This window comes from Aeromonas popoffii (assembly GCF_037818705.1).
Lineage (GTDB): Bacteria > Pseudomonadota > Gammaproteobacteria > Enterobacterales > Aeromonadaceae > Aeromonas > Aeromonas popoffii.
In genome coordinates this window covers 425,813-444,797 of record NZ_CP149129.1, presented here as the reverse complement: position 1 = coordinate 444,797, position 18,985 = coordinate 425,813, and the positions used below count along the sequence as shown (strand labels likewise).

At 60.5% G+C, this 18,985-nt stretch carries 21 protein-coding genes; 7 read left to right on the top strand and 14 right to left on the bottom strand.

The window, feature by feature from the left end; all coding sequences use genetic code 11:
• Positions 1-14 precede the first annotated feature (14 nt).
• Complete coding sequence (locus WJM78_RS02140) at positions 15-347, bottom strand: PepSY domain-containing protein (RefSeq protein ID WP_042035999.1); 333 nt, start codon at positions 345-347, stop codon at positions 15-17.
• Between the two features lie 63 nt (positions 348-410).
• Here WJM78_RS02140 and WJM78_RS02135 point away from each other — a divergent pair, with 63 nt between their 5' ends.
• Positions 411-659, top strand: coding sequence for a PepSY domain-containing protein (locus WJM78_RS02135; protein ID WP_042035998.1), 249 nt, complete (start codon positions 411-413; stop codon positions 657-659).
• A 46-nt stretch (positions 660-705) separates the two neighbouring features.
• Here the strand turns inward: WJM78_RS02135 and msrQ are convergent, their stop codons facing one another.
• Positions 706-1,332 (bottom strand): protein-methionine-sulfoxide reductase heme-binding subunit MsrQ, encoded by a 627-nt coding sequence (gene msrQ / locus WJM78_RS02130; RefSeq protein WP_339013179.1) that lies wholly within the window; start codon positions 1,330-1,332, stop codon positions 706-708.
• Complete coding sequence (msrP, locus tag WJM78_RS02125) at positions 1,323-2,327, bottom strand: protein-methionine-sulfoxide reductase catalytic subunit MsrP (RefSeq protein WP_339013177.1); 1,005 nt, start codon at positions 2,325-2,327, stop codon at positions 1,323-1,325. The genes msrQ and msrP overlap by 10 nt, the downstream gene beginning before the upstream one ends.
• Before the next feature lie 373 nt (positions 2,328-2,700).
• Between msrP and WJM78_RS02120 the strand changes: the two genes are divergently transcribed.
• Positions 2,701-3,183 (top strand): DUF1097 domain-containing protein, encoded by a 483-nt coding sequence (locus WJM78_RS02120; RefSeq protein ID WP_275929367.1) that lies wholly within the window; start codon positions 2,701-2,703, stop codon positions 3,181-3,183.
• Between the two features lie 55 nt (positions 3,184-3,238).
• Here WJM78_RS02120 and WJM78_RS02115 read toward each other — a convergent pair whose 3' ends face one another.
• The 4 genes from WJM78_RS02115 to WJM78_RS02100 form a co-directional block, all read right to left on the bottom strand.
• Complete coding sequence (locus WJM78_RS02115) at positions 3,239-4,519, bottom strand: sigma 54-interacting transcriptional regulator (RefSeq protein ID WP_339013172.1); 1,281 nt, start codon at positions 4,517-4,519, stop codon at positions 3,239-3,241.
• On the bottom strand, positions 4,516-5,031 hold the full coding sequence (locus WJM78_RS02110; RefSeq protein ID WP_339013170.1) for a hypothetical protein: 516 nt from the start codon (positions 5,029-5,031) through the stop codon (positions 4,516-4,518). Before WJM78_RS02110 ends, WJM78_RS02115 begins: the two co-directional genes overlap by 4 nt.
• 8 nt (positions 5,032-5,039) lie before the next feature.
• Positions 5,040-6,440 carry a sensor histidine kinase gene (locus WJM78_RS02105; protein ID WP_212512896.1) on the bottom strand — a complete coding sequence of 467 codons (1,401 nt, stop codon included), beginning with the start codon at positions 6,438-6,440 and terminating at the stop codon, positions 5,040-5,042.
• 105 nt (positions 6,441-6,545) lie between these two features.
• Complete coding sequence (locus WJM78_RS02100) at positions 6,546-6,638, bottom strand: YnhF family membrane protein (protein WP_157013321.1); 93 nt, start codon at positions 6,636-6,638, stop codon at positions 6,546-6,548.
• A 126-nt stretch (positions 6,639-6,764) separates the two neighbouring features.
• Between WJM78_RS02100 and WJM78_RS02095 the strand changes: the two genes are divergently transcribed.
• Positions 6,765-7,277 carry a 2-amino-4-hydroxy-6-hydroxymethyldihydropteridine diphosphokinase gene (locus WJM78_RS02095; protein WP_339013162.1) on the top strand — a complete coding sequence of 171 codons (513 nt, stop codon included), beginning with the start codon at positions 6,765-6,767 and terminating at the stop codon, positions 7,275-7,277.
• A 38-nt stretch (positions 7,278-7,315) separates the two neighbouring features.
• Here WJM78_RS02095 and WJM78_RS02090 read toward each other — a convergent pair whose 3' ends face one another.
• On the bottom strand, positions 7,316-8,020 hold the full coding sequence (locus WJM78_RS02090) for an SDR family oxidoreductase (protein ID WP_042035987.1): 705 nt from the start codon (positions 8,018-8,020) through the stop codon (positions 7,316-7,318).
• Positions 8,021-8,154: 134 nt separating this feature from the next.
• Between WJM78_RS02090 and WJM78_RS02085 the strand changes: the two genes are divergently transcribed.
• Positions 8,155-8,559, top strand: a complete 405-nt coding sequence (locus WJM78_RS02085) for a CBS domain-containing protein (RefSeq protein ID WP_042035986.1) — start codon at positions 8,155-8,157, stop codon at positions 8,557-8,559.
• Here WJM78_RS02085 and WJM78_RS02080 read toward each other — a convergent pair.
• Positions 8,556-9,092 carry a DUF2301 domain-containing membrane protein gene (locus tag WJM78_RS02080; protein WP_042035984.1) on the bottom strand — a complete coding sequence of 179 codons (537 nt, stop codon included), beginning with the start codon at positions 9,090-9,092 and terminating at the stop codon, positions 8,556-8,558. The two genes, WJM78_RS02085 and WJM78_RS02080, sit on opposite strands and share 4 nt — an antisense overlap.
• A gap of 85 nt (positions 9,093-9,177) precedes the next feature.
• Between WJM78_RS02080 and WJM78_RS02075 the strand changes: the two genes are divergently transcribed.
• Positions 9,178-9,942, top strand: a complete 765-nt coding sequence (locus WJM78_RS02075; protein WP_339013155.1) for a substrate-binding periplasmic protein — start codon at positions 9,178-9,180, stop codon at positions 9,940-9,942.
• Positions 9,943-10,058: 116 nt separating this feature from the next.
• On the opposite strand, the gene asnC is transcribed toward WJM78_RS02075, so the two are convergent.
• Complete coding sequence (gene asnC, locus WJM78_RS02070; protein ID WP_345893612.1) at positions 10,059-10,520, bottom strand: transcriptional regulator AsnC; 462 nt, start codon at positions 10,518-10,520, stop codon at positions 10,059-10,061.
• Positions 10,521-10,673: 153 nt separating this feature from the next.
• Here asnC and asnA point away from each other — a divergent pair, with 153 nt between their 5' ends.
• Positions 10,674-11,666 carry an aspartate--ammonia ligase gene (gene asnA / locus WJM78_RS02065; RefSeq protein WP_339013152.1) on the top strand — a complete coding sequence of 331 codons (993 nt, stop codon included), beginning with the start codon at positions 10,674-10,676 and terminating at the stop codon, positions 11,664-11,666.
• 295 nt (positions 11,667-11,961) lie between these two features.
• Here asnA and clpB read toward each other — a convergent pair whose 3' ends face one another.
• From clpB to rluD, 3 genes are all read right to left on the bottom strand, one after another.
• Complete coding sequence (clpB, locus tag WJM78_RS02060) at positions 11,962-14,535, bottom strand: ATP-dependent chaperone ClpB (protein ID WP_339013149.1); 2,574 nt, start codon at positions 14,533-14,535, stop codon at positions 11,962-11,964.
• 207 nt (positions 14,536-14,742) lie between these two features.
• Positions 14,743-15,480, bottom strand: a complete 738-nt coding sequence (gene pgeF, locus WJM78_RS02055; RefSeq protein ID WP_339013146.1) for a peptidoglycan editing factor PgeF — start codon at positions 15,478-15,480, stop codon at positions 14,743-14,745.
• A gap of 105 nt (positions 15,481-15,585) precedes the next feature.
• Positions 15,586-16,566 carry a 23S rRNA pseudouridine(1911/1915/1917) synthase RluD gene (gene rluD / locus WJM78_RS02050; protein WP_339013143.1) on the bottom strand — a complete coding sequence of 327 codons (981 nt, stop codon included), beginning with the start codon at positions 16,564-16,566 and terminating at the stop codon, positions 15,586-15,588.
• A gap of 117 nt (positions 16,567-16,683) precedes the next feature.
• Between rluD and WJM78_RS02045 the strand changes: the two genes are divergently transcribed.
• Positions 16,684-17,439 (top strand): outer membrane protein assembly factor BamD, encoded by a 756-nt coding sequence (locus WJM78_RS02045; RefSeq protein WP_042036042.1) that lies wholly within the window; start codon positions 16,684-16,686, stop codon positions 17,437-17,439.
• A gap of 126 nt (positions 17,440-17,565) precedes the next feature.
• Here WJM78_RS02045 and WJM78_RS02040 read toward each other — a convergent pair whose 3' ends face one another.
• Entirely contained in the window at positions 17,566-18,894 is a 1,329-nt protein-coding gene (locus tag WJM78_RS02040) for a CoA-disulfide reductase (protein ID WP_275929355.1), read from the bottom strand.
• Positions 18,895-18,985: the final 91 nt, after the last annotated feature.

Below are 18,985 nucleotides of genomic sequence, written 5' to 3'. Positions count from 1 at the left end.
GCGCCCAGCAGAGGTCACTCTTTTTCTTGTGGAGGGCGGGGCTCGAACAGCCGCTCAAGATGATGGCCCTTGAGCCACACCATCTCCAGGTTGTCGGCGCGATAGCCCACCTTGATGACGCTGTTCTCGCTGTCGATGAGCTTGAGCTCATACAACCAGATGCCATCCTCTTCCCCCAAGTCGACGCGCAGCACGCGCACCGGCAGGCGAGAGGCCACGTCCATCACCTCATGAAAAGGCCTGATCCGACCCTCGCTGACCGCTTGTTGCAGCAAGGCCTCGTTCGGCGTGGTCGCCTGCGCCATCACAGGTAGCAGCAACCCAAGCAGAGACAGGGCTCTATTCATGGATGATTCATCTCCAAAAACCTAACATAATGCTGTTTATAGTCTGCCAGCCATGAATCCGGAATGAATATGATCCCACGCAGTGTTCTGCTGATCCTTTGCCTCTTTTCCACCCTTGGCTGGGCGGCCCAAGCGCGTATAGACATACCGGCGCTGGTCAAGTTGCTGTTGGCCCAAGGGTACCACGACATTCGGGAAGTTGAGCTGGAAGGGGATAAATTCGAGGTAGAAACCCTGGATGCCCAAGAGCGGCGAGTGCAGCTGCTGGTCGATGTCTACACGGGCGACATCACCAAAAAAGAGGCCGACTAGGCCTCTTTTGCTATGTGCGCTGCGCGTTGGATGAGCGCGCAACGAGTCACGCCTCTTTCAGTTTCTGCCGCTGACGCCAGGAGCGCAGCAACTTGTCCCGCCGTGGCCACAGCAGGACACAGGCCAGCAGCAAATAGATGAGCGGCTCCTGCCAGCCACTCTTCACCGACCACCAGTAGTGCACAGGCACCAGCAGGGCCACGGCATAGATCCAGTTGTGCAGCTTCTGCCAGGCCGGCCCCATGGCCCGCAGCAGGGCCGGGATCGAAGTGATGCTCAAGGCCACCAGCAGCAAGAGCGTCAGCGCCCCCACCAGTATGTAGCTGCGCTTCACCAGCTCACCACCCATCAAGCCCCAGTCGAACTGCAGATCCAGCCCCAGCCAGACCATAAAGTGCAACACGGCCCAAGCCGCACACCAGAGTCCGAGGGGGCGGCGCAGCTTGATGAACTGCCCCTGCCGCCAGCGTTTGGCCAGCGGCGACACCAGCAGGGTGAGCAGCAGCAGATTCAGCGCCCCCTTGCCGAGATAGTGGGTCAGCCCCTGCACCGGGTCTCCCCCCAGTAATCCGGCTGGCAGGGCGTATCCCAGCCAGAGCAGAAAGCCGAGGCAGCCCAGATGTACCAGGGCACGCAGGCTCTTGATGTGCATCGACGTCAATCTCAGTACCATTTTCTCAGATCCATCCCCTGATAGAGCGAGGCCACCTCGTCGGCATAGCCGTTGAACATCAGGGTCGGCTGACGCTTGGCGCCGAAGATGCCGCCCTCGCCGATGAAGCGTTCACTGGCCTGGCTCCAGCGCGGGTGATCCACTTGTGGATTGACGTTGGCGTAGAAGCCATATTCGTTCGATGCCAGCAGATTCCAGGTGGTCGGTGGTCTCTCTTCCACCAACCGGATGGAAACTATGCTCTTGATGCTCTTGAAGCCGTACTTCCAGGGCACCACCAGCCGGATGGGTGCGCCGTTCTGGGCGGGTAATGTCTTGCCGTAGAGCCCCATCGCCAGGAAGGAGAGCGGGTTCATCGCCTCGTCGATGCGCAGCCCCTCCACGTAGGGATAATCGATGCCGCCACCGAGAGAACGGGACGCCTGTCCCGGCAGCTGCTCAGGGTCATAGAGGGTCTCGAAGGCCACGAACTTGGCGCGACTGTTGGGCTCGGCACGGCGAATGAGCCCCGCCAGCGAGATGCCGCTCCAGGGCAGCACCATGGACCAAGCCTCCACGCAGCGCAGCCGGTAGATGCGCTCCTCGAGGGTGCTCTTGTTGATGAGATCCCACACGTCCAGAGTAAACGGCTTGGCCACCTCCCCCTCCACCCGCAACTGCCAGGGTTCGGGTTTGAGGTAATGGGCATTACGGGCCGGATCCCCCTTGTCGGTGCCCAGCTCATAGAAGTTGTTGTGGGTGGTGGCCTTCTCCTCCGGGGTGATGATCACGCCCTCGGGCCGGGTGGCAGCATGGATGTTGAGTGGCCTGGTCGTGGCGCCAAGGGTCGGTTTGTCGGCGGAGAAGAGATCGAGCACGCCCGCCTGAGTGGGAAACGCCAGGGTTGCGGCCCCCAGCCCGAGTCCTTTCAGGATGAGGCGGCGATCCTGATAGACGGCTTCCGGGGTGACATCCTGCTCGGTGGGATGATGGGAAGAGCGACGCTTGATCAACATGGAAAAACTCCCGGGGCTATGAGGGTGATAACCATAAGACCCGCCCCGGCCGAGTTTTATTTCACACACATTTACATGAGTTGGTACAGGGGCAGGGCCTTGGCCATGGTTCCGACAAGGAACAGGAGTACGAACACCAGCAGAGGAACGATCACATTTGGCACCATCAGACTCACTCCATGAGCAGGACAGGGCCTCTAACTATGGTGCAGGGTCAAAGACGCCACCAATGAATTTTTTTCGCGAGCGCAAGCGTATTCCTGAGTTGAAATAAGTGATGACGATCACACACAATTTCGCCCCTGCTTGCCGCCCACCCTGCGAGGGGTAGGCTCCCCCTTTTTCCAGACGTCACTTCTTGAAGAGTCACACCATGAGCCCATTGATCGCCATCGCTATCACGACCGGGATCCTCTCCGCCATCTGGGGCTGGATCGCCGTCGCCCTCGGGCTCATCTCCTGGGTCGGCTTCCTCGGCTGTACCAGCTACTTCGCCTCCAGCGGCGGCTACAAGGCGCTGCTGCAAACCATGCTGTGCAATGTGAGCGGTATGCTGTGGGCCCTGCTGCTGATCCACGGGGATACCTGGTGGGGGGCCGGTGTGGCGGGTTACATGATGACGGGGGTGGTCGCGACCCTGATGTGCGTGCAAGCCAAGCAGCAGTGGCTCGGCTATATTCCCGGCACCTTCGCCGGTTGCTGCGCCACCTTCGGGGCGGCGGGAGAGTGGCGACTGATACTGCCTTCCCTGGTGATTGGCGCGCTGTTCGGTTACCTGATGAAGGCGAGCGGCCTCTGGCTCTCCCATAAAACCCAGAAAGCCCAAGCCGCTACCGCCGTGGTCGATCCCGCCTGAATGACGCTCAGCAGCGGATAATCCGTCGCTGACACACAGGCCTCTCCTGCCCGGCTTATCCCTTCGACTTGAAATTTGCTGCTTCTATACCGTGCCGATTCAATAACTTGTAAAAATCGGTACGGTTTCTTCCCGCCATGTTGGCCGCCAGGGTCACATTGCCCTCAGTGGTACGCAGCAGGCGGATCAGATACTCCTTCTCGAACTCGGCGCGCGCCTCGTTGAACGAGGGGATGCCGCCGCTGCCGCCGCTCAGGGCAGACTCCACCATGGCGGCGCCGATAACAGGGCTGCAGCAGAGGCTGGCCAGCTGTTCCACCACGCTGTAGAGCTGACGCACGTTGCCGGGCCAACCCGCAGCGGCCAGCAGGGCCAGCGCCTCCGGCGAGAAGCCGAGGGCCGCGCAGTCGCCGTGACGGCTGCGATATTCGTCCAGCGCCTGTCTGGCCAGCAGCGGAATATCTTCACTGCGGGCACTGAGGGGGGGCAATGTGATGTTCGCCACGTTGAGGCGGTAGAAGAGATCCTCCCGAAAGCGCCCCTCCTCCATCGCCGCCACCAGATCCTGATGACTGGAGCTGATGACCCGCACCTCGGGGATACCCTGACCGTACTCCTGCAGCACCTGCAGCAGCTTGGCCTGCAATGACTCCGACAGACCTCCTATCTCGTCGAGAAACAGGGTCGCCCCCTTGGCCTGCTCGAACAGGCCGGACTGACCGTCCTCGCCAAACAGCTGCAGATCCAATGCATTCCACGGCAAGGCGGCGCAGTTGATGGCGTGCAGCGGCTTGTCACAGCGACTGCTGGCCTGATGCAGTGCCTGGGTCATCACCCCTTTACCGGAACCGGACGGCCCCATGATCAGCACGGGCACGTCCATGCCGGCTATGCTGTTGGCCTGGATCAGCAGCTGCTCCATCTGTGGGTTGCGGGTCAGGATCAGCGATTGCCAATCCTGCCGCTGCTTTGGGCGAGTCAGGCTCAGCGCATGCTCTATGGTGGCAAACAGCTCATCCTTGTCGATGGGCTTGGTGAGAAAGCTGAACACCCCGGAACGGGTGGCCTGAATGGCATCGGGTATCGTACCGTGGGCTGTCATTATGATGACCGGCAGCCCCAGCCACTGGGACTGGATGCGCTCGAACAGCGCCAGTCCGTCCATGCCAGTCATGCGCAGATCGCTCAGCACCAGATCGGCCCGCTGCTGGCGCAGTCTGTCCAGCGCCCCTTCGGCGCTGTCGGCGGTATCCACCACGTAGCCTTGGCTGCGCAGGCGCATGCTCATCAGTTTGAGCAGGCTGGCATCGTCGTCGACCAGCAGGATGCGACTCATTTTAGCGCCTCGCCATTGCCGTTCAGCTTGCGCTGATTGAGCTGTTCATCGATGGCGGAGAGCTGTTCGATCTGGCGATGCAGACGCTGCACCTCCTGACTCTGATCGTCGCGTCGGCTATCACGGACCAGCAACTCCTCACCGAGGGCAATCCAGCTGCGCAGGAAGGCCTGGGCATCCAGCCCCAGCTCGGGCAGCAGGCTTTTGAGTTTGTCCAGTCCGGCCCGGCGACTTGCCACCGACTCGGACGGATGGGTGTTGACCATGGCCAGACTGACACGGCTCTCGATATCGGTCGCCCCCTTGAGGCGCTGACGCTCCTGCACCCGCTGCTGGGCATGGCTGGCCAGCAACCAGTCCGAGTACTGCAGGCGCACCTGCATCTCCTTGTTGGCAAACTCCATCCGCTTGGCGAGGGCGAGATCCGACGACACCACCGGTTCACGCGCTGGCAACAGGGAGCAGCCTGTGAGCAGCCCCATCATCAATACCGGAACAACACATTGTTTCATCTTAGGCTTCACTTCAACGTCAACCGGAAACAGACATCCGCCTGTTCATCTTCAACCAATACCAGCTCGCCGCCAAGACTCATCGCCGACTCGCGAGCGATAGAGAGCCCCATACCGGAGCCGTTCAACAAACCTTGTCGCACTATGCTGCCCTGTTCGAACGGCTCGAAGATCCGTTCCCGCTCGGCCACCGGAATGGAGGGCCCCTCGTTAGCCACCTCCAGCCAGCCGCCATCGACATCCTGCCCGGCACGGATCCAGATCTGGCCACCCTTGGCGCCATAACTGACCGCGTTGGAAAACAGATTGTCGAGGATCAACCGCAAGCGATACGACTCGGCCTGCAGCATGATTGGATCGGTCGGCAAGTGTACACTGATTTGTTTGGATTCCAGCGCCAGCCGGTACTCGGCAGATAATTCAGACAGCAGGGGCGCCAACGCCACCGGGGTCAAGTTGAACACCTCCTGCTGGCTGAGGCGGTTGAAGTCGAGCAGGCGTTCGATCAGGGTCTGCAGCCGGCGGCTGTTCTCTTCCAGCATCTGGCAGATCTCCTGCTGATCCGGGGTCAAGGGCCCCACAAGCTGCTCTGAGAGCAGATCCGCCCCCTCCCGCAACACCGCCAGCGGGGTCTTCAACTCGTGGGAAACGTGGCGCAGGAACTGGTATTTCTGCTGCTCCAACTCCTTCAATTTGTCGTGCAGCCAGCCGATCCGCTCCCCCAGCAACACCAGCTCAGCCGGCCCGTCCACCGGGCGCTTGTCCGGTTCCACACCGGCACCCAGGCTCAAGATCCGCGACTCAATCTGACGTACCGGGTGGATGATCAGATAGGTAAACAGCAATACCAGCAGCAGGCTGAGCACGGCCACGAAGCCGCTGACCCACCAGATCTCCGTCATCAGGTCGGCGATAGTGGCTCGCACCCGGCTCACATGCTCATCAACCTGGTTGCGGGTAATTATCTCAAGCTGCTGATTAAATTGATTAAATTCATCAAACTTCGGACTGGTCGACTCAGCCTTGGCGCGGGTCAGATCCTGCATGCTGTCGAGCCAGGTCAGCGCCTGCTCGAGCCCCGTGTAGACCTCTGCATCCGGGATCGAACTTTGATGGGCGGCGAGCAGGCTGCGATAGCTCGCCAGCTGCTGCTGATAACTGGCCAGGATGCGATCATCCCCCAGTACGGCATAACGACGAAGAGTACGTTCCAGATCAATGGCTTGAGTGGTGAAGAGTGTCGCCCGTCGGGTATCGCGCACCGCCCGTTCCAGCTCGTCGCTGGTCAACTGGCTGAGGTGTTCGAGAGCCTGGCTGTCGTGCCAGATCATGCCGCCCAGCGGCATCAATACCAGGACGAAGCCCATCAATACCACTTGCAACAGGGAGCGTGGGCGTACCTTGGTCATCTTGGACTATCTCGATTCATCATGGGTGGGCCAGCATATCCGCACTCCCCCAAAAAGCAAAACCGGCCAGGGGGCCGGTTCATACTGCAAAATGAGGGATAGGGTTCACGCCAGACCGACGGATACCACACAAATAATCAGGATCATCGCCAACGAGCCAGACGTGGTCAACAGTGCCCACTTCAGTTCCACACTCATGCAAACCTCCTTTTTGCCAACACAGAGCTTGATCACAACAGACAAGTTGATGTTAATGCATAGTTAATCCGATTATCGTGAGCTGTGTATATATTTCAGATGAGCCCTACGCAAGGACCGATAAAGATGTTCTATCTGTGCAGCATTGGATCGAATCTCGATCCCCATCAGCATGTCAGCCAGGCGCTCGGCGAACTGCTCGAGCGTTTCGGTCGCCTGCATCTGAGCTCGGTGATCCAGACCAAGCCGGTGGGAATGCACTCCCGTCACGACTTCCTCAACTGCCTGTTTGTCACCGAAAGCACGCTGGCACCCCAGCAGCTGAAAACCTTCTTCATCGCCATGGAGCTGGCGCACGGTCGGGATCGCAGCGATCCGAACTGCAAGGTGCTCGACCGGCCGCTGGACATAGACATTCTGGCCAGCAGCCCGACTGATGACTTCGCCGCCACCCGGGTCGATGCCTATCTCAACGAGCTGCTGGCCGAACTGTATGGGCAGGGGGAGGTGCACGACCACAAGGTGATGCTACCACTGCATACCCGGCTGATGGAGGGCAAGGTGATCGAGGAGCAGCGGGTCGGCCTCACCCCCCTCGCCCTGTATCAGGCAACAGAGGTCTCTGTCGTCAGGAACTGAAGATCAGGGCTGGCGCCATTGCAACCCTGGATCAGAGCTCAGATGACGGCCAGGCTGCGACCGCCATCGACCCGGATACTGGCGCCCGTCATGTAGTCGTTCCCCATCAGCAGCTGCACCGCCTGCCAGATGGGCTCGAGCCCTCCTTCCCGCGCCAGCGGCGTTTTCGCCAGCACCTGCTGGCGCCACGCGTCACCATGTTCGTCGAGAAACAGTATGGGGCCAGGCTCTATGGTGTTGACCCGGATGGCAGGCGCCAGTTCGCGGGCAAAGCTCATGGCAAGGGAGTGAGCCCCCGCCTTGGTGGCCACATAGCTGGCAAACTGGGGGGCCGGGGCGTGAATGTAGATATCCGTGATGTGGATGATGCTGGCATTGCCATGGCTGGCCAACCGGGGCGCCAGCGCCCGGTTGAGCTGGAAGGGTGCCGCCATGTGCACACGATAAAACTGCTCGAACTGGGCCAGTTGCGCCGCCGGATCCGCCGCCTGGGGCTCGAAAGCCGAGGCGTTGTGGATCACCAGCGCCAGATCCTGATGGGCGGCCAGTGCCTCGATCAGCCTGCCAACCTCCTCTTCACGAGCGAAATCCGCCTGCACCAGCTCGACCCCGAGCGCCGCCAGTCTGGCCAGCTCGGGCCGCTCGCTGCGATAACTGCCCGTCACCTGCCAGCCGGCCGCCACCAGCTGTTCACACAGATAAAAACCGAGCCGGCGGCCACACCCTGTCACCAATGCACGCATAACCTCTCCTTTTGTCATTGCTTGCAGATCCGTGGCAAGGCCGTGCCTATCAATCTCCACGGCACAAGCCATTGGCCCCGCCCGCCGTCCTGCGGCCATAGTGACACCACTTTACCCCTTTTGGAGCCACCCATATGCTGCAGATCCGCGATCACATGAGCCGCCTGACCCACTCCCTCACCCCGCGACTCGGCCTGGCCGAGGCGCTGGACAAGCTGCACCACTCCGGGCTGAGCGGCCTGCCGGTGCTGGACGAGCAAAAACGGCTGATCGGTTTTCTCTCCGAGCAGGACTGTATTCCCAGCCTGCTCACCGGCAGCTACCACTGCGACACCCGCACCCGGGTGGAAGACCTCATGAGCCACACGCCGCTCTCGGTCGCCCCGGACGACAGCATACTGGACCTGGCGCGCCAGATGAGCGAGGCCAAGCCCAAGATCTATCCGGTACTGCAAGGGGGCAAGGTGCTCGGTATCATCAGCCGCCATCAGGTGATGCAGGCCCTCAATCAGCAGATGAAAGGCTGCCAGCAGACCTAGCTCTGGTAGCGCCCCTTGTCACCAATATCAAAGTGCAGAGGCATGCGCCACTTGGCCAGACTCAGCAGACAGAGCAGCAGGCCGCACGCCAGGGAAACCGGCGCGGCGGCCCAGTCGAGCCGGGCCCATTCCAGCCCCCATAACAATGGCAGCAACAGGGGAACCGCCTTGATGCCAGGAATGGCGAAACAGAACTGCTCCTTGAAGGCCAGGCCGGAAAGCGTGGCCAGCGCCGCCCCCAGCACCAGCATGTCCGGCGCCCCGCTGGCGCTCAGTATCAGGCCGCCCCAGGCCATCACCTGCAAAATGAAGCGAATACGCTTGTCATAGATATGCAGACAGAGTCCGCACACCCCGCTCGCCACCACCATGGCCACCAGCCAGATCGCTGGCGGTAAAAAATCCTGCCCAATCAGCAGGCTGGCCCCTCGACATACCAGTAATAAAGCTGCCAGACTCAGGCCAAGGCGATAGAGGCAGACCGACAACCTGTCGATACCGTCCAGTTGACTTTCGATTTCAGGATTTGCCATCCGGGGTCGTCTCTGTTGAATATCCGGGCCATTATACTTGAATTATGCCCGTGGACGGTTCCCTATTCAGGGCAGGAGATGTTGTTTGCGAAGGTTCATTCTGCTCTGCCTGCTGCTTCCCCTCTGGCTCCAGGCCAAAGAACTGGTCATAGGTGGCACGCTGGAACCACCGCTGAAATTTCTGGACGACCAGGCCCGCCCCTGTGGACTGGATGTGGACATGGTCACCGCCATCTTCGGCAAGCTCAAGATCCCCATCAGGATCGAGCTGACCGACTCGGGCGCCCGCCTCACCCGTAATGCCGAAACCGGCGTGTATGACCTGGTGATGACCCACTCCTACAAGCCGGAGCGAGAGAGCTATCTGCTCTACCCAAAGCAGTCCCATCTGCGCCATAGCTGGCACTTCTTCGTGCGCAAGGCCGATATGCGGAAGATCCACTACGACACCCTGAGCGATCTCAAACCCTGGCGCATCGGCGTCACCAAAGACTTCTCCTACACCCCTGAACTGACGGCGGCCCTGGCCGATCCGGCATATCACTTCCAGGAGATCCCCATCAACCAGCTGCAACTGCGCAAGCTGAACGCCGGACGTATCGATGCCGTGCCCATGCCGCTGGTCACCGCCTTCGCCCAGATCAAAGAGGTGGGGCTGGAGGGCAAGCTCGACTACCTGCCCAAGCCCCTCAAGGCCAGCCCCTACTACACCGTCTGGACCAGGGCCCGCGCCGATGCCGGCACCCCGGCCCTGATGGCGGCCTACGATGCCGAGCTGTTGCACATGAAGCAGGATGGCCGGCTCAAGGCCATCTACGACAAGTACGGTATCCCCTATATCGCGCCCTGATCCGACGGTCAGACTCTTTCATCAAGGTTTCACGTCTCTCCATATCGGATGCTGCAGCGAAATGCGCGCTTCGCATGTGACATGGATATCGCACTTCCCTCCACGCGCAATAGGCTTCAGGGCTTCACATCGCGCAGGATCGGATTCTGTAACGAGATCAGGGTTTCAGTGGACTGGATCTCGTCTATGGTCTGGATCTTGTGGATCAGCACAGTCTGCAACTCGTCGATGGAGCGGGTCATCACCTTCATGAAGATGCTGTAGTGGCCTGTGGTGTAGTAGGCTTCCACCACCTCGTCCAGCGCCTGCAGCTTGGCCAGCGCCGAAGGATAATCCTTGGCGCTCTTGAGATTGATGCCGATGAAGCAGCAGACGTCATAGCCCAGCTTCTTCGCGTTCACCTGCACCCGTGTACCCTCGATGATCCCCGCCTGCTTCATCTTCTCCACCCGCACATGAATGGTGCCCGGGCTGACCACCAGCTGTTTGGCCAACTCGGCGTAAGGGATCCGCGCATTGTCCATCAGGGCGGTGAGGATGGCCTGATCGAGATTATCGATCCGATAATTTTCCGACACTTTTTTGCACTCCCTTTGACGATATCTCATTAATGACGGCTTTATTTTGAAGAAAAAAACACACAAAGCCTATTTCTATTAACGAATATTGAATTTACTTGGCAATCTGTTGAAGAATCGTCACATCCAACGAATTTGAGACAGGTATTCAGCATGAAACAGCACTACATTCGCAGCCAACAACAGATCAGCTTCGTCAAAGAGATGTTCTCCCGCCAACTCGCCCAGCAACTGGGTCTGATGGAGGTGCAAGCCCCCATTCTGAGCCGGGTCGGTGATGGCACTCAAGACAACCTCTCTGGCCACGAGAATGCGGTGCAGGTCAAGGTGAAGACACTCCCCGAACACAGCTACGAGGTGGTGCACTCACTGGCCAAGTGGAAGCGCCAGACCCTGGGTCGCTTCGGCTTTGGCCCGGGTGAGGGTATCTACACCCACATGAAGGCGTTGCGTCCGGACGAAGACAAGTTGACCCCCATCCACTCCGTCTACGTGGATCAGTGGGACTGGGAGAAGGTGATGCCGAGCGAGCGCCGCGATCTGGCCTATCTGCAGGAGACGGTGCGTGGCATCTGGGCTGCCATCAAGGACACCGAGCGCGCCGTCTGTGCCGAACACGAGCTGACCCCCTTCCTGCCAAACGAGATCCAGTTCCTGCACAGCGAAGCGCTGCTGACCCGTTACCCGGATCTCGACGCCAAGGGGCGCGAGCGCGCCATCGCCAAGGAGCTGGGCGCCGTCTTCCTGATCGGTATCGGCGGGGCCCTCTCCCACGGCGAGCGCCACGATGTACGCGCCCCTGACTATGACGACTGGAGCAGCCACAGCGAGCTGGGTCTGGCAGGTCTGAACGGTGACATCCTGGTGTGGAACCCGGTGCTGGAAGACAGTTTCGAGATCTCCTCCATGGGGATCCGGGTGGACGCCGAGGCCCTGCGCCGCCAGCTCGCCATCACCGGTGATGAAGATCGCCTGCAATATGACTGGCATCAGGATCTGCTGGCCGCGCGCATGCCGCAGACCATAGGCGGCGGCATAGGCCAATCCCGTCTGGCCATGTTGCTGCTGCAAAAAGAGCATATCGGTCAGGTACAGGTCGGCGTCTGGTCCCCCGAGATGAAGGCCGCCGTGCCGGGCATGCTGTAAGCAAGATAATTCAATGGGTCTGACCTGCGAGCTGTGGCACGCAGGTCAGACCTGACAGGTGTGTGGCCGCCCGGGATGATAGAGCGCATCACGGGCATGCTGTAAGGAGAGGGTCACCCTGACCCTCTGCGAAACCGGGGCTTGCCCCTGCGACCCGCTCAACCCACGCAAGGTCGCGTTACTACATTCCTCCCGGCAATCTTCGGATTGCCGTTTTTTTGCCTCCGAATCACCGCCGCCAGATATGACAACGCCAGCCCGGGGGCTGGCGTTGCAAACATCGCTACGAGATCGGTTACTGGGTCATGGTCAGGCCATTGCTGTCGGCCCCCAGCAGCAACTTCTTGCCGGGGACAATGCGACCGGAGAGCAGCGCCTGGGCCAGCGGGTTCTCCACCTTGTGCTGGATTGCCCGCTTGAGGGGCCGCGCCCCGTAGACGGGGTCGAACCCGGCATGCACCAGCTTCTCGAGCAGCGCCTCGCTCACCTCCACCTCGTAACCCTGGGCCTCCAGGCGGCCCATCAGGCTCTTGAGCTGGATGCGGGCGATGGACTTGATGTGAGCCTCGTCGAGAGGGTGGAACACCACTGTCTCGTCGATCCGGTTGATAAACTCCGGTCGGAAGCTGCGGGTCAGCACCTCCATCAACATGGCCTTCATCTCGTCGTAATCCTTCTCGGAGTGGTGCTCCTGGATCAGATCCGAGCCGAGGTTGGAGGTCATGATCACCACAGAGTTGCGAAAATCGACGGTACGACCCTGGCCATCGGTCAGGCGGCCATCATCGAGCACCTGCAACAGGATATTGAACACATCCGGGTGCGCCTTCTCCACTTCGTCGAGCAGGATCACCGAGTAGGGGCGACGGCGTACCGCCTCGGTCAGATAACCCCCCTCCTCATAGCCCACGTAGCCGGGAGGTGCACCCACCAGACGGGCCACGCTGTGCTTCTCCATGAACTCGGACATGTCGATCCGCACCATGGCGTCCTGGGTATCGAACAGGAACTCGGCCAGCGCCTTACACAGTTCCGTCTTGCCCACCCCGGTGGGCCCCAGGAACAGGAAAGAGCCGATGGGGCGGTTCGGGTCCGAGAGTCCGGCACGGGAGCGGCGAATGGCGTTGGAAACCGCTTCAACCGCTTCCTCCTGACCAATCACCCGGCTGTGCAACTGCTCTTCCATCCTCAGCAGCTTGTCGCGCTCCCCTTCCAGCATGCGGGCCACCGGAATGCCGGTTGCACGGGCCAGCACGTCGGCTATCTCCACGTCTGTGACCCGGTTGCGCAGCAGGCTGGTCTCCTGCATCTCGGCCTGGGTGGCGAGATCCAGTTGTTTCTCCAGCTCGGGAATACGACCATATTGCAGCTCTGACATGCGACCGAGATCGCCGGCGCGGCGTGCCACGTCGAGATCCTGACGGGCCTGCTCCAGTGCCGCCTTGATGTACTGGGTACCGGCGAGGGCAGCCTTCTCGGCCTTCCACACCTCATCCAGCTCGTTGTATTCCCTATCCTTTTCGCCAATCTCCTGATTGATGAGATCGAGCCGCTTGCGGCTGGCGTCGTCATCCTCCTTCATCAGCGCCTGCTGCTCCAGCTTGAGCTGTATGATGCGCCGCTCCAGCCGATCGAGTGACTCGGGCTTGGAGTCTATCTGCAGCCGGATGCTGGCCGCCGCCTCGTCGATGAGATCGATGGCCTTGTCCGGCAACTGACGGTCAGCGATATAACGGTGCGACAGCTGGGCCGCCGCCACAATCGCGGGGTCGGTGATCTGCACATGGTGGTGCAGCTCGTAACGCTCTTTCAGGCCGCGCAGGATGGCGATGGTGTCTTCCACGCTCGGCTCTTCCACCAGCACCTTCTGGAAGCGACGCTCGAGGGCAGCATCCTTCTCTATGTACTGGCGGTACTCGTCCAGGGTGGTGGCCCCGACGCAGTGCAGATCGCCACGGGCCAGCGCAGGTTTCAGCATATTGCCCGCGTCCATGGCCCCCTCGCCCTTACCGGCCCCGACCATGGTGTGCAGCTCGTCGATGAAGAGGATGACGTTGCCCTCCTCCTTGGCCAGATCGCTCAGCACGGCTTTTAGCCGCTCTTCAAACTCGCCACGGTACTTGGCTCCGGCTACCAGGGCGCCCATGTCGAGCGATAGCACCCGCTTGTTCTTGAGCCCTTCCGGCACTTCGCCGTTGATGATGCGCTGGGCCAGCCCTTCGACGATGGCGGTTTTGCCGACGCCGGGGGCACCGATCAGCACAGGGTTGTTCTTGGTACGGCGTTGCAGCACCTGGATGGTACGTCGGATCTCTTCATCGCGACCGATCACCGGATCCAGCTTGCCGAGCTCGGCCCGTTCCGTGAGGTCTATGGTGTATTTTTCCAGCGCCTGGCGATTCTCCTCGGCGTTGGCATCTTCGATCTTTCTGCCACCGCGCACCTTGTCGATGGCGGTTTCAAGTTTCTCTTTGCTCAGGCCTTGGGCACGCAGCAGCTCGCCCAGGTTGCCCCTCTCGTCAAGGGCCGCCAGCACGAACAGCTCGGATGAGATGAACTGATCCTTGCGCTGCTGAGCCAGCTTGTCACAGACGTTGAGCAAACGACCCAAACCATTGGAGAGCTGCACATCGCCCTCCACACCGCTCACCTTGGGCAGCCGATCCAACTCTTCACCGAGGCGAGAGCGCAGGGTATTGATATCCATCCCGGTCAGGGTGAGCAGTGGACGAATGGAGCCACCGTCCTGATTGACCAGCGCAGTCATCAGATGGACGGGTTCGATAAATTGGTGATCACGACCCAGTGCAAGGGACTGGGCATCGGAAATAGCAACCTGGAATTTGCTGGTCAGGCGATCGAGGCGCATCGCGCTCCCCCTTTCAGACAGACGCCGCTCGTGCGGCAAACAACATAACTTTCTGAGATGAAAGATGAGGCCCGTACGGGCTATTTCAAGGGGAAGGGTTGGTTATTTTTTCTGCAAAGTGGGGAACAGGCAGAATACCCGCCCCTCTCAGACTGGCTTGGCAGTGACAGGGGCGGGACGATTGCTGACCGGATACGTATCCGGTTCTTAGCGGGCCAACCAGATGATGGAGGCCATCCGGCCAGTCTGGCCATCGCGACGATAAGAGTAGAACTGCTTGCTATCGCCGAAGGTGCAGAACTCGCCGCCATAAATCGCGCTCACACCGGCCCGGGCCAGCCTCAATCGGGCCAACCGGTAGATATCCGCCAGCCATTTCCCCTCGTTGGGCGAAGGTTCGAATGCAGCTTCCGCTTCGGCCTGCTCCGCCATAAAAGCATCGCGCACCTCGCCCCCCACCTCGAACTCCGCCGGGCCTATGGCCGGGCCAAGCCAGGCGAGAAGATCGCGAGGATCGCAACCCATGGCCCGGATGCTGGCTTCCAATACCCCACCTTGCAGCCCGCGCCAACCGGCATGGGCGGCTGCCACCACAGTACCTGCCCGATCGCAAAACAGCACCGGCAGGCAGTCGGCGGTCATCACTATGCAGGCCTGCCCTGCCTCATGGGCGCAAGCCGCATCGGCATCCGGCACGGCATCATACTGGTTGCTGACCGGATGAACGACGGTACCGTGCACCTGATTGAGCCAGTTAAGGGGGCCGGGGATCCGGGCGGCCTGCTGCAAGCGGGCACGATTGGCCTCGACCCGCGCTGGCGCGTCCCCCACATGGGCGCCCAGATTGAGACCGGCAAACACCCCTTCACTCTCGCCGCCATCCCGGGTGGTCGACAGGGCTCTGACGCAAGCCGGGGCTGGCCAGTCGGGTTCGATCCATTTCATCTGTGGCTCCTTTCATTCATATAAAAACGGGGCTCCTGAAAGGGAACCCCGTTTGGCATCTATTCGGGCCGGATGACGGCAGAAACCGACGCAGGCCCTATCGCATCAGTTCCAGACCAGATCGTCCGGATTGGCGAGCGTATCCGAGCGCAGCACTTCCATCAGCTCCACCATGTCTTGCGGTGTGGCGGAGTGCCACTGCATCACTTCACCCGTGATGGGGTGCGCCAGTTGCAGCATGGTGGCATGCAACGCCTGACGATTGAAGCTGCGCAGCATCTGGGTCAGCTCCGGGGTTGCATTGCGCAGCAGGCGCAGACGGCCACCGTAGGCGGGATCCCCCACCAGCGGATGCTTGATGTGCGCCATGTGCACACGGATCTGGTGGGTACGACCGGTTTCCAGACGCAGACGCAGACGGGTGTGGCCACGGAATTTCTCGTGTACCCGGTAGTGGGTCACGGAAGGACGGCCATTGGGCACCACAGCCATGTGGGTACGCTGGGTCGGGTGACGGCCGATGGGGGCATCAACTGTGCCGCCTGCGGTCATGTGACCGATGGCGATGGCTTCGTACTCACGGGTGATCTGGCGCGCCTGCAGCGCCTCCACCAGATGAGTCTGGGCGGGCACTGTTTTGGCAACCACCATCAGGCCTGTGGTGTCTTTATCCAGACGGTGCACTATACCGGCGCGGGGTACCTCGGCAATGCCGGGATAGCGGTGCAGCAGGGCATTGAGTATGGTGCCATCCGGCGTGCCTGCACCCGGGTGAACCACCAGACCGGCCGGTTTGTCGATCACCAGAATGTGTTCATCTTCGTAGACGATGTTGAGTGCTATGTCCTGAGCATCCCAGCGGGTGTCATCTTCCAGCTCGACATCTACATGTACCTGTTGCCCGGCCATTACCTTCTCGCGCGGGGTGTTCGCAACCTGACCATCCAGGGTCACTCTGTCCTGTAAAATCCACTCCTTGATGCGTGTTCGGGAGTAGTCTGGAAATAATTCAGCAAGGGCCTGGTCGAGTCTCTGCCCGAATTGGTGATCCTGAAATTCGCCTGTCAGTTCAATATGCTGGCTCATGTATGGTCTCTTGAGCGGGGGGTATCAATTCGAAATAATCCGGGTATTCTAGCTTTTCTTTTAGCCAAGCATAACGGATACTTTGCCAATTTCGTGGAAATGGACCGGATGTTGTTGATGGGAAAGAAGTCTCACCTGCTGATGTCGCTCGCCTTGGTTGCTACCTTGATCACGGGCTGTTCCAGCACCAAACCCAAGGTCCCCGACGAACCGCCGGAGACCCTGTACCAGAAAGCACGCCTCAAGCTGGATGCCGGTAACTACGTGAATGCTATCGAATTATTGGAAGCATTGGACTCGCGTTATCCTTTCGGCGCCTACTCCAACCAGGTTCAGCTTGACCTCATTTACGCCTACTACAAACAGGACGATACCGCCCAGGCGATCGCCAATATCGACCGTTTTATCCGCCTCAATCCGGCGCATAAAAATATCGATTATGTGTTCTACATGCGCGGCCTGACCAACATGGCCAGCGATTACAACTTCTTCCAGGACCTCCTGAGCATCGATCGGGACGATAAAGACCCCTCTTATGCCCGTCAGGCCTTCCAGGATTTCAAGACGCTGTTGCAGAACTATCCCAACAGTGTCTATGCCGCCGATGCCCGTGCTCGCATGATCGGCCTGAAGAACCGCCTTGCCCGCTACGACCTGAGCGTGGCCGAGTTCTACGTGAAGCGCAACGCGCTGATCGCAGCCGCCAACCGTGCCAAGCTGATTGTCGAGACCTATCCCGACACGGCCGAAACCGAGAAGGCGCTGGAGATCATGGTCCGGTCTTACGAGACCCTGAAGATGCCGGCCCTGACCCAGAATGCCCGCGAAGTGCTGGCCAAGAACTACCCGGACAACCGCCTCGGCCGTGGCTGAGCGAAATGGCTAAACCGGTCGCAACAAAAAACCGATGCCCAGGCATCGGTTTTTTTATGCCTGCCATGTGGTCCAGGTCGTGACGAGGAGGATGGCGCAGTGCTATGCGCCATCCTCCTTATCCTGTTATCTCGCCACATTGCCCGCCACGTTGAGCACGTCCCAGGTGCGAGAGAAGGGGGGGGCATAGGCAAAGTCCAGCATGCCAAGCTGCTCGGTAGTCACTCCCATGGTGATGGCGACCGCCAGCGCGTCGATGCGGTGGACAGCCCCCTTACGACCCAGGATCTGGCCGCCCAGCAGCCGCTTGCTGGCCGGATCAAACACCAGCTTGACGTGGATATCTGACTGACCCGGGCAGTAGTTGGTGTGGCACTTGTCCTTGATCACCACGGTGCGATAGTCGATGCCCATCGCCTGGGCTTCTTGCTCACAGAGACCGGTGCGCCCCACCTCCAGCCCCAGTACCTTGAGCGCCGCAGAGCCGAGGGTGCCCGGGAACGTCTGCTCGCCCCCGGCCAGGTTCTCACCCACCATCCGACCCAGCTTGTTGGCGATGGTGGCGAGCGGCACATAGACCTGCTGCTGCTTGACGCTGTGCCAGACGCTGGCGCAGTCGCCGGCAGACCAGACGTTGGCCAGCGAGGTGCGGCCCTGCCTGTCCACCTCGATGGCGCCATTGGCCAGCCGTTTGATGCCAGTGTCAGCCAGGAACTCGGTGTTGGGCTTGACCCCGGTGCAGACCACCACGATATCGGCCTCGTACTCGCCCTGGCTGGTTCGCACGCCGGTCACCCTGCCATCCCCCAGCAACGCCTCAACGCGCTCACCCAGATGGAGAGAGACGCCCTGCTCGCGCAGTTCGGTTTCGATGTGATGGGTGATCTCGCTGTCGAAGGCATCCGGGATGACCCGATCCGCCAGCTCGATCAGGCGCACTTCTTTGCCCTGATGGACCAGCGCCTCGACCACTTCCAGCCCGATAAAGCCGGAGCCAATCACCAGGGCGCGGGTGTTGCGCTTGTCCTGCACCGCCTCCTTCAACGCCAGTCCGTCAGCCATCCGGCGCAGACCGAATACCCCTTGCTGCTGCAAACCGGGGATGGGGGGCATCACTTCACGGGCACCGGTGGCAATCATCAGTCGATCGTAGCGATCGGTGAAGGTATCGCCGTTGTATTCCACCACCAGGGTCTGGGCAGCCGCGTCGATGCTGAGCACCCGGTGACCAATCTTGACCTCGATCCCCTTGGCAGCGAACTGCTCGGGGGTGAACTCGGCCATGTAGCCGGGCTCCTGAAACTCGTCACCGACGAAGTAAGGCAGGCCGCAGGCACCAAAGGAGATCACCTCGGAAGCCTCGTACACCACTATGTCAGCCTCTTTGGCCAGTCGGCGCGCCTTGGCCGCCGCACTCATACCGGCGGCTTCGCCACCTATGATCAGGATTCTCATCGTTTTTCCTTTCAATGGCGAAGGGAGGGCATGCCCTCCCTTCTGTCTATAGATGGGCAGAGGCTGACCCCTCCCCTGGCGTGCGGATCAG

Excerpts from the sequence above, each read along its gene's own strand:
- WJM78_RS02140 (WP_042035999.1), bottom strand. The coding sequence starts at position 347 with ATGAATAGAGCCCTGTCTCTGCTTGGGTTGCTGCTACCTGTGATGGCG.
- WJM78_RS02135 (WP_042035998.1), top strand. The coding sequence starts at position 411 with ATGAATATGATCCCACGCAGTGTTCTGCTGATCCTTTGCCTCTTTTCC.
- msrQ (WP_339013179.1), bottom strand. The coding sequence starts at position 1,332 with ATGGTACTGAGATTGACGTCGATGCACATCAAGAGCCTGCGTGCCCTG.
- msrP (WP_339013177.1), bottom strand. The coding sequence starts at position 2,327 with ATGTTGATCAAGCGTCGCTCTTCCCATCATCCCACCGAGCAGGATGTC.
- WJM78_RS02120 (WP_275929367.1), top strand. The coding sequence starts at position 2,701 with ATGAGCCCATTGATCGCCATCGCTATCACGACCGGGATCCTCTCCGCC.
- WJM78_RS02115 (WP_339013172.1), bottom strand. The coding sequence starts at position 4,519 with ATGAGTCGCATCCTGCTGGTCGACGACGATGCCAGCCTGCTCAAACTG.
- WJM78_RS02110 (WP_339013170.1), bottom strand. The coding sequence starts at position 5,031 with ATGAAACAATGTGTTGTTCCGGTATTGATGATGGGGCTGCTCACAGGC.
- WJM78_RS02105 (WP_212512896.1), bottom strand. The coding sequence starts at position 6,440 with ATGACCAAGGTACGCCCACGCTCCCTGTTGCAAGTGGTATTGATGGGC.
- WJM78_RS02100 (WP_157013321.1), bottom strand. The coding sequence starts at position 6,638 with ATGAGTGTGGAACTGAAGTGGGCACTGTTGACCACGTCTGGCTCGTTG.
- WJM78_RS02095 (WP_339013162.1), top strand. The coding sequence starts at position 6,765 with ATGTTCTATCTGTGCAGCATTGGATCGAATCTCGATCCCCATCAGCAT.
- WJM78_RS02090 (WP_042035987.1), bottom strand. The coding sequence starts at position 8,020 with ATGCGTGCATTGGTGACAGGGTGTGGCCGCCGGCTCGGTTTTTATCTG.
- WJM78_RS02085 (WP_042035986.1), top strand. The coding sequence starts at position 8,155 with ATGCTGCAGATCCGCGATCACATGAGCCGCCTGACCCACTCCCTCACC.
- WJM78_RS02080 (WP_042035984.1), bottom strand. The coding sequence starts at position 9,092 with ATGGCAAATCCTGAAATCGAAAGTCAACTGGACGGTATCGACAGGTTG.
- asnA (WP_339013152.1), top strand. The coding sequence starts at position 10,674 with ATGAAACAGCACTACATTCGCAGCCAACAACAGATCAGCTTCGTCAAA.
- clpB (WP_339013149.1), bottom strand. The coding sequence starts at position 14,535 with ATGCGCCTCGATCGCCTGACCAGCAAATTCCAGGTTGCTATTTCCGAT.
- pgeF (WP_339013146.1), bottom strand. The coding sequence starts at position 15,480 with ATGAAATGGATCGAACCCGACTGGCCAGCCCCGGCTTGCGTCAGAGCC.
- rluD (WP_339013143.1), bottom strand. The coding sequence starts at position 16,566 with ATGAGCCAGCATATTGAACTGACAGGCGAATTTCAGGATCACCAATTC.
- WJM78_RS02045 (WP_042036042.1), top strand. The coding sequence starts at position 16,684 with ATGGGAAAGAAGTCTCACCTGCTGATGTCGCTCGCCTTGGTTGCTACC.
- WJM78_RS02040 (WP_275929355.1), bottom strand. The coding sequence starts at position 18,894 with ATGAGAATCCTGATCATAGGTGGCGAAGCCGCCGGTATGAGTGCGGCG.